This window comes from Burkholderia sp. IDO3 (assembly GCF_003366075.1).
Taxonomy (GTDB): Bacteria; Pseudomonadota; Gammaproteobacteria; order Burkholderiales; family Burkholderiaceae; genus Burkholderia; species Burkholderia anthina.
In genome coordinates, this window is the sequence record NZ_CP028962.1 from 1,795,894 (window position 1) to 1,808,045 (window position 12,152).

At 69.7% G+C, this 12,152-nt stretch carries 11 protein-coding genes; 4 read left to right on the forward strand and 7 right to left on the reverse strand.

The annotated features are described in order from the left end of the window. Window positions 1-8 precede the first annotated feature (8 nt). Together DCN14_RS08280 and DCN14_RS08285 are read right to left on the reverse strand one after the other, a co-directional pair. Window positions 9-1,202 (reverse strand): acyl-CoA dehydrogenase family protein, encoded by a 1,194-nt coding sequence (locus tag DCN14_RS08280; protein WP_096499609.1) that lies wholly within the window; start codon window positions 1,200-1,202, stop codon window positions 9-11. 162 nt (window positions 1,203-1,364) lie between these two features. Beyond that, on the reverse strand, window positions 1,365-2,504 hold the full coding sequence (locus tag DCN14_RS08285) for an LLM class flavin-dependent oxidoreductase (RefSeq protein WP_096499611.1): 1,140 nt from the start codon (window positions 2,502-2,504) through the stop codon (window positions 1,365-1,367). A gap of 259 nt (window positions 2,505-2,763) precedes the next feature. Here DCN14_RS08285 and DCN14_RS08290 point away from each other — a divergent pair, with 259 nt between their 5' ends. After that, window positions 2,764-3,114 (forward strand): VOC family protein, encoded by a 351-nt coding sequence (locus tag DCN14_RS08290; protein WP_096499613.1) that lies wholly within the window; start codon window positions 2,764-2,766, stop codon window positions 3,112-3,114. Between the two features lie 117 nt (window positions 3,115-3,231). On the opposite strand, the gene DCN14_RS08295 is transcribed toward DCN14_RS08290, so the two are convergent. After that, complete coding sequence (locus DCN14_RS08295; RefSeq protein WP_096499615.1) at window positions 3,232-4,092, reverse strand: LysR substrate-binding domain-containing protein; 861 nt, start codon at window positions 4,090-4,092, stop codon at window positions 3,232-3,234. A gap of 159 nt (window positions 4,093-4,251) precedes the next feature. Between DCN14_RS08295 and DCN14_RS08300 the strand changes: the two genes are divergently transcribed. Next, entirely contained in the window at window positions 4,252-5,640 is a 1,389-nt protein-coding gene (locus DCN14_RS08300) for a DHA2 family efflux MFS transporter permease subunit (protein WP_096499617.1), read from the forward strand. Between the two features lie 33 nt (window positions 5,641-5,673). Here DCN14_RS08300 and DCN14_RS08305 read toward each other — a convergent pair whose 3' ends face one another. Then, window positions 5,674-6,072, reverse strand: a complete 399-nt coding sequence (locus DCN14_RS08305) for a DUF4377 domain-containing protein (protein WP_096499619.1) — start codon at window positions 6,070-6,072, stop codon at window positions 5,674-5,676. A 467-nt stretch (window positions 6,073-6,539) separates the two neighbouring features. Here DCN14_RS08305 and DCN14_RS08310 point away from each other — a divergent pair, with 467 nt between their 5' ends. Beyond that, the gene (locus DCN14_RS08310) at window positions 6,540-7,733 is read left to right on the forward strand and encodes a tyrosine-type recombinase/integrase (RefSeq protein WP_096499974.1); all 1,194 of its coding nucleotides are present in this window, start codon (window positions 6,540-6,542) and stop codon (window positions 7,731-7,733) included. 86 nt (window positions 7,734-7,819) lie between these two features. On the opposite strand, the gene DCN14_RS08315 is transcribed toward DCN14_RS08310, so the two are convergent. The 3 genes from DCN14_RS08315 to DCN14_RS08325 form a co-directional block, all read right to left on the reverse strand. Then, complete coding sequence (locus DCN14_RS08315; protein ID WP_096499621.1) at window positions 7,820-8,038, reverse strand: YXWGXW repeat-containing protein; 219 nt, start codon at window positions 8,036-8,038, stop codon at window positions 7,820-7,822. A 65-nt stretch (window positions 8,039-8,103) separates the two neighbouring features. Further along, a complete protein-coding gene (locus DCN14_RS08320; RefSeq protein WP_096499623.1) occupies window positions 8,104-9,282 on the reverse strand; it encodes a DUF1501 domain-containing protein in 1,179 nt (392 codons plus the stop codon). Next, the gene (locus tag DCN14_RS08325; protein WP_096499625.1) at window positions 9,279-10,673 is read right to left on the reverse strand and encodes a DUF1800 domain-containing protein; all 1,395 of its coding nucleotides are present in this window, start codon (window positions 10,671-10,673) and stop codon (window positions 9,279-9,281) included. Before DCN14_RS08325 ends, DCN14_RS08320 begins: the two co-directional genes overlap by 4 nt. Window positions 10,674-11,257: 584 nt before the next feature. On the opposite strand from DCN14_RS08325, the gene DCN14_RS08330 reads away from it, so the two are divergent. Continuing rightward, the gene (locus DCN14_RS08330; protein WP_096499627.1) at window positions 11,258-12,013 is read left to right on the forward strand and encodes a hypothetical protein; all 756 of its coding nucleotides are present in this window, start codon (window positions 11,258-11,260) and stop codon (window positions 12,011-12,013) included. Window positions 12,014-12,152: the final 139 nt, after the last annotated feature.

The window sequence follows — 12,152 nt, forward strand, 5'->3', positions numbered from 1 at the left end:
CCGCCTCGTCAGATGAAGTAGTCGGTGTTCTCGCGGCCGAGCATCACGGCGCCGAGGTTCTGGCCGAAACGGTCCACGTTGTTCGCGTAGTGCGCACGGGCCGCATGCAGGTCGAGGAAACGGCGCACCAGCGGATTGCGGTGATAGATGCCGTTGCCCCCCGCATAGCGCAGCAGCGCGTTCGCGGCCTGCGCGCAGCGCTCGGCGACCTGCGCGGACTGATAGCGGAAATGCACGCGGCGCTCGATCGATACGGCCGGCCCGCCCGTCACCGACGCCATCAGTTCCGCGAAATTGCGCTTGAGCAGCACCTTCATCTCGTCGATCGCGACGGCCGCGTTCGCGCATGCGTGCTGCGCGCCCGGATCGTCGGTCGTCTTCGCGCCGCTGTTGGCGGACACGCGCGTGGCCGCATAGCCGGTGAAATCGTCGAGCGCGCCCTGCAGCGCGCCGATGCACGACGTGCACACCGCCCGCACGAAGATCTGCGCGAACGGCAGCCTGAACAGCGGCGCGTCGTTGACGGCAAGGCCCGGGCTGGTGCCCATCATCCCGTCGATCGCCTTGTGCGTGCGGTAGGCGGGCACGAACACGTCGTCGACGACGATGTCGTGGCTGCCGGTCGCCCGCAGGCCGAGCACGTCCCAGTCCTGCTGGATCCGGTAGTCGGCTTTCGGCAGCAGGAACGTGCGGTACTCCGGCGGCTGGCCGGCAACGGCCGGCGGCACCAGCGCGCCGAGGAACACCCATTCGCACAGTTCGCTGCCGCTCGAGAACTTCCAGTGGCCGGACAGCCGGAAGCCGCCTTCGACCGGGGCCACGCGGCCGACCGGCATGTAGGTCGACGCGATCAGCGTCGCCGGATCCTTGCCCCACACGTCCTGCTGCGCGCGTTCGTCGAACAGCGCGAGCTGCCAGTTGTGCACGCCGACGACGCCGTACACCCATGCCGTCGACATGCAGCCGCGCGCGAGCGCCATCTGGATGTCGAAGAAGGTCTGCGGATCGAGCTCGTGGCCGCCGTAGCGCTTCGGCTGCAGCACCTTGAAGAAGCCGGCGGCCTGCATGTCGGCGATCGTCTCGGCCGGGATGCGGCCCTGCGCTTCGGCTTGCGCGGCGCGGCCGGCGAGCGTCGGCGCAAGCGCCTCGGCCCGGGCGATCAGCGTGGCGGCCAGTGCGTTCGAATCGTTGTCGCGATGCACGAATGTCTCCTGTGATGCGGAGCGCGCTGGCGCGCCGCCCCGGTCTTTTTCACCTGGTTCGCCGCGGCGGGCGCCGCGAGCGTAAGTTCCTGCTGCCGATGGTCGGCCTCGCGCGGCCGCGCCGCATCGTCCGAAGGGACGACCGGCGCGGTCCGGCCCGCATTACGCGCAGGCGCGCGCCTTCTCCTGGTTGAAGAACGGGATCACGTGCTCGCCGATATTGCGGATGGTTTCCATCTGCGCGTCGTGCGGTACCGTACCCATCTGGCACAGGAACAGCACTTCGTCGACGCCCGCTTCCTGCAGGCGGCCGACGTAGCCGATACAGTCGTCGACCGTGCCGTACGCGTGGTTCGGGTTCATCATCGCGAGCGCCGGATCGGCGAAGTTCACGACGACTTCCTCGGACGCGAAGCGCGACCGGATCACCATCTCGCCGGTGTCGGCCTGCACGAGGTCGTCGCCCCACTTTGCCGGGTCCGGACGCTCGCCGCCCGTGTACCAGTACGCGAGCGATTCCATGAAATAGCGCTGGCCGCGGATGCCGATCTTGCGGGCCTTCTGGCCGTCGGCCATCACGACCGTCGGGCACAGCGCGGCGAGGTGCCGGGTCGGGCGGAAGCCGACCTGGTCTTCCGGCTTGCGGTTCGCCCACGCTTCGCGATACACCGCGTTCTTCTTCGCGACTTCATCGGGGCCGCCGAAGCCGAGCACCAGCGCGCCCATTCCGCGCTGGCCGGCGCGCAGCAGCGCATCGGTGTTGGTGCACGCGAGGTACATCGGCGGATGCGGATCCTGTATCGGCTTCGGGTGGATCGGACGCTTCGGAATCTTGATGTATTTGCCGTCGTGCTCGATCTCGTCCTGCACGAACATCTTCGGCACGAGGTACATCGACTCGTCGATCATCGGCTGCAGCTCGTTGAGGTCGTAGCCGAACGCGCCCGCTTCCTGCTGGCTGCCGCCCTTGCCGACGCCGAAATGCACGCGGCCGCCCGACAGGATGTCGAGCAGCGCGACACGCTCGGCCACCTTGATCGGATGGTTCATCGCCGGCGGCAGGCACACGACGCCGTGACCGAGCCCGATGCGCGTCGTGCGGCCGGCCAGGTACGCAAGGAAGGTTTCCGGCGCGCTCATGTGCGCATAGTTGGTCAGCGACGTGTGCTCCACGCACCAGATCGTGTCGAAGCCGACCTGCTCGGCCAGCAGCGCCTGTTCGACCGTCTCCTTGAACACCCGATGGTCGCCCTCGCGCGATGCGTCGGTCGTCTGGGCTTCGTAGATAAGGGAAAACTTCATTGCGTGCGTCTCCATGGTTGTTGGACGAGTCGGGGTCGTGCAGCCGCCCGCACGATACGGACGAATAGCGACGGTCCACGAATGGGAGTGTCGGCGCGCGGGCCCGCACGGGCATCGTCTGTTTGGAGTAACGGCGCGCATGCGCGGACAGAGGGGTTTCACCGTCATCCGATCGGACTGCGTCGCGGCTGGCGCCGCGCGCTAGGATCGAGCGACGATGCCGTGCGCGCCGCACACATCACGACACGGGAGAGAGGAAATGAAGGTATCGATGCTGCTGTATCCGGTCGACGACATCGACACGGCCTTGCCGCTGTTCGTCGACGGACTGGGCCTGAACGTGAAGTTCCGCGACGGCGACCGCTATTGCGCGCTCGACGGCGGCCCGCTGACGATCGCGCTGGTGGCCGGCGACGAGCAGATCGTCGAACGCGCGGCGCTCACGCTGTGGGTGGACGAGGACGACGATCTCTATGCGGCGATGGCGCGGGTCGTGAAGGCCGGCGCATCGGTGCGCGTGCCGGTGCAGGCGGGGCCGCACGAATTCCGCGCGGTGCTGGAGGACAAGAACGGCGCGCTGCTGGTGATTTCGCAGAAACGCGCCGCGTGACGCGGCAACGCATGGCGCACGGCACGGCCGGCGGGACGCCGGCCGCACACCGCGCGGACGCCGTGCATCAGGTATCGACGGACATCGCGCTCACGACCCGCATGACACCTCCTCCCATTACGCGGCCGCGCCCGGTGCGCGCAGGTCGCTGGTTTCCAGCAGCTCGAGCAGCGTGCCGGCCGGCTGGCTGAGCCGCTTCGCGGCGAGCGCGATGAATTCGACGTCGGGCAGCGCGGGCAGCCCGTCGCCGTTGACGGGCGGCGCCAGCCCGCGCGCCGACAGGTACTGCGACGTCGCGGTGAGCCCGAGCCCGGCCCGCGCGGCCGCGATGCAGCCCGGCTGGCTGCTGCTCGAACACACGACTTCCCAGCCGATCCCCTTCTCCGCGAGCGCGTTCAGCACCACCGCGCGCGTGACGCTCGGCTCGGCCACCAGCACGAGCGGCAGCGGCCGCTCCAGGTCGACCACCGTGCCCGGCCGCGCGACCCATTCGAGCCGCGCGCGCAGCAGCGGCGTGCCGCGCCGCTCGCCGAGCCGCCGCTTGCCGACCATCAGGTCGAGCGCGCCCGCATCCAACAGTTCGTAGAGCCGGCTCGTCATGCCGGTGGTGATCTCCAGCGCGACGTCCGGGTGCGCGGCGCGGAACGCCGCGAGCACGTCGGGCAGCGCGACCAGCGCGAGATCGTCCGACGCGCCGAGCCGCACGCGCCCTTGCAGCCGCGGCTTGCGGAACTGCGATTCCGCGCGGTTCAGCGCCTGCAGGATCACGTTCGCATGCACGAGCAGCGCTTCTCCGTCGGCCGTCATCGCGATCGAATGGGTGTCGCGCACGAACAGCCGCCGCCCGACGCTCTCTTCGAGACGGCGGACGTGTTCGCTGACGCTCGACTGGTTGAGCCCGAGCTGCCGCCCCGCTTCGGTGAAGCTGCGGCAGTTCGTGACGGTGGCGAAGGTCTTGAGCCAGACGGGATTGAGCATGGCGCATTGTCATTGGTAAATCCGATGACAGTCAATGCCTTGAGGCGGCTTCCCGATAACCACCGGAATCGGTACCATCGAGCGCTTGTAGACCGGCCGTGCGCCGGCGCGGGCCCGCCGCGCCGCCCCGGCCACGGTCGCCGCACCTCGAATTACGTCATGCCCCGGGAACCCTCACACGCCGCGCTGCTGTGGATCGTCGCCGCCGCGTTCTTCATGCAGTCGCTCGACACGACGATCGTCAACACCGCGCTGCCGTCGATCGCGCAGAGCCTGCACGCGTCGCCGCTCGCGATGCAGCCGATCGTGGTCGTCTACACGCTGACGATGGCCATGCTCACGCCGGCGTCCGGCTGGCTCGCCGACCGGTTCGGCACGCGCCGCGTGTTTTCGCTGGCGATCCTCGTGTTTTCGCTCGCATCGATCGGCTGTGCCGCCTCGCACACGCTCGGCCAGCTCGTCGTCGCGCGCGCCCTGCAGGGCATCGGCGGCTCGATGCTGCTGCCGATCGGCCGGCTCGCCGTGTTGCGCCGCGTGCCGGGCGAACAGTACGTCGCGGCGATCGCGTTCGTGTCGATCGCCGGGCAGCTCGGGCCGATCGTCGGACCGACGCTCGGCGGCTGGCTCACGCAGGCGATTTCCTGGCACTGGGTGTTCATCGTCAACGTGCCGGTCGGCGTGGTCGGGTTCATCGCGGTGCAGCGCTACCTGCCGCACGATCAGGCGACGCAGCCGCCGCCGTTCGATTTCGTCGGCTGTGCGCTGCTGTCCGTCGCGATGATCGCGCTGTCGCTCGCGACCGATCCGCCGATGCCCGCGCATCGCACCGGCTGGGCGATCGCGCTGGCCGTGCTCGGCGTCGCGAGCGCGCTCGCCTACCTGCCCCATGCACGCCGCCGCGCGCAGCCGCTGTTCCGGCTCGGGTTGTTCCGCGAGCCGAACTTCGGTTCGGGACTGCTCGGCAACCTGCTGTGCCGGATCGGCACGAGCGCGGTGCCGTTCATGCTGCCGCTGCTGATGCAGGTACAGCTCGGCTATACGCCGCTGCAGTCGGGGATGATGATGTTGCCGGCCGCGATCGCCGGCGTGCTCGCGAAGCGCTGGATCGCGCCGCTCGCCAGACGCTTCGGCTATGCGGCGTTTCTGGTCGTGAATACGGGGATCGTCGGCTGCGCGATCGCCGGGTTCGCGCTGATTTCGACGCGGCCCGCGCCGGTGCTGGAGATCGTGCTGCTGATCGTGTTCGGCGCGGCGAACTCGATGCAGTTCGCCGCGATGAACGCCGTGACGCTCAAGGGGCTGTCGCACGCCGACGCCGGCAGCGGCAACAGCCTGTTCACGATGATGCAGATGCTCGCGATGGGGCTCGGCGTGTCGATCGGCGGCGGGCTCGTGAACCTGTTCGCCGCGCATTGGGGTTCGATGGCGAACGGCTTCATGCTGTCGTTCGCGTGCATGGGCTCGGTCACGCTGCTGTCGTCGCTCGTGTTCCGGCGCATCGACACGGCCGCGCCGCCGCGCCCGATCGCGCCGCGCCCTTCGGCGTAGGCGGCGCCGCGAGCAAGCGGGCGCGCCGCGCCGTCAGTTCACCTGGCGGCGCTCGACGACGCGCTTGAGCACCCAGCGGATCGACGAGCCGTCGGCCGGCGACTGCGCCACGCGATATTCGTCGACTTCCAGCACATATTGATAACCGGGCTGGTACGCAAAGCCCTCGATGCCCGCGTACCACCGGCTCCACGGCTCGGCCGGGCTGCTGCGCACCTGCAGGCAGTCCATCGGCGCGACACCCGTGCAGCGCACCGGCTGCGGTGCGACATACACGGTTTTCGTCACGGGGCGGCCATCGGTCGGACGGGCCGCGCGCGCGGCCGCCGCTTCCGTCGCTTCCGTCGCGGTCGCGCCGGTCTGGCAGCCGGCGAGCAGCGCGCTGCCGGCAATCACGGCCGCGCCGAGCAGCGTTCTGGTCTTGCGATTCATCTGATGTTCCTGTGGAATCGTGGGCGGGGCGATTAGACGAACGCCGTATCTCGAAAGTTCACAAATAGCTTACAAACAGCGCGCCGCCGCCCTCATTCGCAGGACGTCGCCCGTCCGCCGACGCGCGACCTGGTGCAGATCCGCGCGAACTACGTGACGTTGATCCTGCGCTGGCCCTCAAGCGGTCACGCGGGGCTGATGTTGACATCCTCCGCCGGCTGAAGGTCGCGGATTCCTGCCGCGTCCGAGACGATGATGCTCGTCTCAGATCGCCTCGGCGGTTTCCTGCTTGCCGGAACGGACGATGTAGACGGTATTGTGGGCACGGCATTCCCGATCGCCGCCGACGGCGGCTTCACCGTGTGGTGATCGTGTATTACCATCGGCGCTTCCTCGACCGCTTCGTCGCGCCGCCCGCGCCCGCCCGGCCACTGGCGGGCGACACGGCACGCCTCGCCTCGCTTCGCATGACCTCACCCGTTCCGTCCGGCGCCTCCCTGCGGCCGCTGCCCATCGATATGCTGACCGTGCCGGCCGCGCTCGACGGACGCGCGGGCACGAACCGCTCGACGCGCGCGCATCCGCAGATCGCGGCGACCCACGATCTCGACGCGGTGCGCGCGTGGCTCGCGCGCTTCGTCGATACGCCCGCCACGTTCCAGAACTATCGGAAGGAAGCCGAGCGCCTGCTGCTGTGGGCCGTGATCGCGTGCAGCAAGCCGCTGTCGTCGCTCACGCACGAGGATCTCGTCGTGTACCGCCAGTTCCTGCTCGCGCCGGCGCCCGCCGACGTGTGGTGCGCGAACGGCGGCCGCAAGCATCCGCGCGGCGACCCGCGCTGGCGGCCGTTCTACGGGCCGCTGTCGGCGGCCAGCCAGCGGCAGGCGATGGTGATCCTCAACGTGATGTTCTCGTGGCTCGTGCAGGCCGGCTACCTGGCCGGCAATCCGCTCGCGCTGTCGCGGCAGCGGCAACGACGGCCGGCGCCGCGCGTCACGCGCCATCTCGGCGCGCCGCTGTGGCAGGCGGTCAAGGATGCGATCGCCGCGATGCCGCGCGGCGATGCGCGCGCCGCCTTCCATGCGGATCGCGCACGCTGGGTGTTCACGCTGCTGTATCTCGGCGGGCTGCGCATCACCGAAGCCGCCGACACGACGATGGGGCATTTCTTCGCGCGGCGCGACGCGAACGGGCGCGATCGCTGGTGGCTCGACGTGACCGGCAAAGGCGGCCGGCAGCGGCTCGTGCCGGCCACGGCCGAGATGATGGCCGAGCTCGCGCGCTACCGGCGCGCGCACGGCCTGCCGGCGCTGCCCGCGGACGGCGAGCCCACGCCGCTCGTGCTGCCGGTTGGCCGCACGCGCAAGCCGCTCACGCGCGCGGCGCTGCACCGGATCGTGAAGCAGGTGTTCCGGTTCGCCGCCGACCGGCTGCGTGCGCAGGGGGAAGCCGGCGAAGAACAGGCGCGCGTGCTCGAACAGGCGTCCGCGCACTGGCTGCGCCACAGCGCGGGCTCGCACATGGCCGACGGCCGCGTCGACCTGCGGCTCGTGCGCGACAACCTCGGGCACGTGTCGCTGACGACGACCAGCCAGTATCTGCATGCCGACGACGACTGGCGGCACAGCGAAACCGAGGGGAAGCACCGGATCGATTGGTAGCCGGTCATTGGCCGTGCGCGGTGCGTCGATACGCGGGCCCGCTTCCGTTCTCCCGTGCCGTCACCCGCGCGGCAGGTTGCATGCGCTCAATACACGCCCACCCAATGCCCCGGCACCCACGCCCAGTGGTTGCCGGCCCAGCGGTAATGCCCCTTCGCCCAGCGATAGCCGGGCGCCGGCGGCGGCGGCGCCACCTCGGCGACCGGCGCGGGCTGCGGCGGCCGCGCGGGTTCGACCACGCATGCGGACATCAGCGTCGCGCTCGCGGTCACCAGGACGGCGAGCGATATGGATCGGATCTTCATCGTCGATTCTCCCTGTCGTGTAATCGGTTGGCGGATGCCAGCACCGGCATCCCGGATGCCGCGCGTCACACCGTGGCATGAACGAGCCCCGTCATCGGCCGCGTCGTGCCGCTTTCGGCGAACAAGGCAGCGGCGGTACGGTCGGGGTCGAGCCGCAGGCTTTCGGCCGCCGCACCGGCGATCAGTGCGTCGAGCGACGCGGTCGGCTTCAGGTCGCGCCCTTCGTACAGGTCGGCCGGCCGCAAGCCGGGCCAGTCGGCGATCACGCGGCCGCCCGCGACCACCCCGCCCGCCAGCATCGCGACCGACGCCTGCCCGTGATCGGTGCCGTCCGTACCGTTCACGGCGGCCGTGCGGCCGAACTCGGTTGCCACCAGCACCGTGGTCTGCTGCCACGCCGGGCCGAGGCCGTCGCGCAACGCGGCGAGCATCGTGTCGAGCGCCTTCAATTGATTCGCGAGCCGCGCGTTCTGCGCGCTGTGCGTGTCCCACCCGCCCGTCTCGATCATCGCGATCCGCGGGCCGTCGTCGCGTGCGAGGAACGTCGCCGCGAGCTTGCCGACGCCGGCCGGATCCTGACGCGCATGCGCATCGCCCGCGAGGCCGCGCGCGGCCATCGCCGATTGCCACAGCGGCCCGAGCTGCGCGTCGGCCGCGTAGAGCGCCGACACGCGCGCGAGCAGATCGTCCGGCGCGGCCGGCAGGCCGGACGCCGCATACGACGCGGCCTGCACACTGCCGCGCAACGCGAGCGGCACGGTCGGCGCGAACGCGATCGCGCTGTCGCGCGTCCTCGGCAACATCGCGGCCAGCCGGTTCAGCCAGCCGTCTTTCACTTGATACGGCGCGCGCCCGCCCGTCTCGAGCACGTTCTGTCCGTCGAAATGCGAGCGGTCGCGATACGGCGATGCGATCGCGTGGACGAACAGCGCCTGCCTGTCGCGCACCAGCTCCGCGGTTCGAACCAGCGACGGATGCAGCGCGAACGTGCCGTCGACGCGTATCGCGGCCGACGCGTCGATCGCGAGCGGGCCGCGCAGCGACGCATACGCGGGTTCCGCATACGGCACGACGATGTTCAGCCCGTCGGCCGCGCCGCGCTGGATCACGAACACGAAGCGCCGGTCGGTTTCGACGTTCGCGAACACGATGCGCGGCGCGACGAGGAACGCGCCTGCGCCGGCGGCGGCCACGCTCAGGAAATGACGACGGGTAAAAGATCGGGCGGATCGGGCCATGTTCATCTCCGTTGAAAGTCGGGCGACACGAGCAGCAGCGCGAGCGATGTTGTCGCGCTTTCGGCGCGCGACAACGCGGTCGCCGTCGGTGCGCTCAGCGAGCCGGCCAGCAGCGTATTGCCGAGCGTGCGCGGATCGAGCCGGTCGCCGGTGCGCGCGGCGAGCCGCTGCGCGATTTCGACACGGCGCACCAGCGCATCGGGCGCGGCCCAGCTCGCGGCGACGTCGTCGTAGCCGGCCGGCGATCCGGGCCGCCACACGGGCTGGCCGAGTTGCGCGAGCAGCGGCGCGGCCTTCAGGTCGCCCGTGTCGCGCCAGCCGAGCCCGCGCAGCGACGACACGGCCCACTCCCACGGCGTCTTGAACTTGCGGTTCACCGGCGCCCACGCGTCCGGCGCATCGACGAGCGCGCGATAGACGGTCGGCAGGTCGCCGCCGCTCGCGTCGAATGCACGGGCGAGCCGGTCGGTCAGCGCGGGCGGCGGATCGTCGGCGACGAAATGACGGGCGAGCTGGAACGCGATATGCCGGCCCGTCGCGGGCGCATGCGCAAGGTCGGCCAGAATCGCGCGGCCCTGCGCTTCGCCCGGCTGGTCGTAGCTGCGCCCCGTCACCATGCGTGCGCCCGGCTCGTGCAGCTTCGGGCGGAATACGAACGCGCCGGGCGCCGCATCGCCGGGCCGCGGCCCGCGTCCGCCCGCGATGCTCCAGCCTGTCAGCGCGCGTGCGAATTCCGTCACGTCCGCCTGCGTATAGCCGGTGCGTACGCCGAGCGTATGCAGCTCCATGATTTCGCGCGCGAGGTTTTCGTTCAGGCCGCGCCGCGCCGCGGGATTACGGGCGTCGGCGCGCAGCGCGGCCGGGCTGTCGGGGCCGACCGAGCGCGCCTGGTCGAGGAACAGCTGCATCGCGGGATGCTGCTCGACGGCGACGAGCATGTCCTCGAAGCGGCCGAGCACGTGCGGACGGATCGCATCGCGCTCGAATGCGCCCGCGTATGCGGCGACCTGCCCCTTGTCGACCGACACCGCGAAATGGTTCGCCCAGAAATGCACGAGACGCTCGACGAACGGCGCCGGCGTGTTCAGCGCACTGTTCAGCCGCGCGGCGACGGCGCTGCGATACGCGTCGTAGCCGTCGCGACGGATCGACTGCGCGGTCGCGCGCCTGGCCGCCGCGTCGTCGCCCGTCATCGCGTTGCGTGCATCCGCGAAGCGCGTCGCGAGCGCCACCGCGTCCGGCTCGCCGGCCCACGCGGCGGGCCGTGCGTCGTAACGGTCGAATTGGGCGACCAGCGCCGCCTTCGGATCCGCGGGCGGCGCTTCGTCGGCCCGCGCGCCGAGACCGAAGCGGTTCAGCGCGATGGCGGCCGGTGAGATGTCGTTCGGGTGGTCCATGACGGGGTTCTCGCGATGCGTACCCGTGTTTAACGGACAGTGGCGGGAAATCCGTCGCCGGGCGGCTGAATTTTTTTCTGCGTTGCGCGGCGCGGTGCCGCGAGCGTATGCGCTGCCGTTTGCTTTCAAACGATGACGAAAATCCGCCGGACCATGCACGGCCGGCAATTCGGCTGATGGATACGCCGCAATCGACGGCCCCCGAAACGCCGCCCTTCATCCGCTTGCCCTTCCCGCAAAGCCGTCTAGACTCAAAGGAATGTGCCGCCCGCGCGTCACGGGAGTGTCGGCAAGGGCCGCAGGATCCCGTACTCGTGCAACGCCTCGCGCGCGAAAGGCGACGATCTCTCCCTGAAGCGCGACAACGCGAAATCATTCAGTTCGTCGAATCGCATTGAACGCCGCGCATCGCGTTGAAGTCGCGACATACCCCTGACGAGGAGACGTCGCCGCACGCCGTCCAGCGACGGCGCAATGCGGCAGCCGCCACGACGATGACTCATCCTTCCCCGCCAATTCATGCCTCGACGTGCCGGCGCGCACCGTCGTTCCGGGCGTGCGCGTGGCTGCTCGCCATCGCGTTGATGCTGCACGGTCATGCGGCTCACACGCAAAACGCGCCCAGGGTCGTCGACATTCCGACGCGCCCCGGCGTCACGCAACGGTTTCTCTTCATCGCACCGCAAGCACCGAAAATAGCGGCGATTCTCTATGCCGGCGGACACGGTGGACTGCAGTTGGACCCGTCGGGAAGATTCGGATGGGGAGAAGGCAATTTCCTGGTGCGCACCAGAACGATGTTCGTCGATAACGGCATTGCCGTGGCGGTCATCGACGCACCGAGCGACCGTCAATCCGCGCCCTACCTCAACAGCTTTCGTCTCTCGCGCGAACACGCCGACGATGCGCGCGCCGTGATCGCATGGTTGAAGGCGCAGTTGCACGTACCGGTCTGGCTCGTGGGAACGAGCCGCGGCACGCAATCCGTCGCGGCCATTGCGATCGCGCTGGCCGGCGGCGGCGGGCCCGACGGCATCGTGCTGACGTCCACGATTCTCCGCGACAACAGAGGCGGCGACCCGGTCACGAACATGGATGTCGCGAGCCTCAGGATTCCGGTGCTCGTCGTGCACCATGAAAAGGACGCCTGCAAGTTGTGCCCGGTGTCCGAGACGGATGCGCTGATGAAGAAACTGAACGCGTCGCCGAAAGCCGATTTGATGATCGTGTCGGGCGGCACGTCGCGCGGCGATCCGTGCGAGGCGTTCGCCTATCACGGCTTCAATGGCGTGGAGGGTAGCGTCGTCGATGCGATCTCGACGTGGATGCTTGCGCGTTGAGCGTGCCGCAGGCGTAACGCGATTGCGCGTTCGTTGCGACGCTTCGCGGAAGTTCGCCGCTGAACGTTTGCCGTCATTGAGCTGCGCATGCGATCTCGGGAATCGACGACGCGAGCCGAACCCGATCGCATGTCGTCCT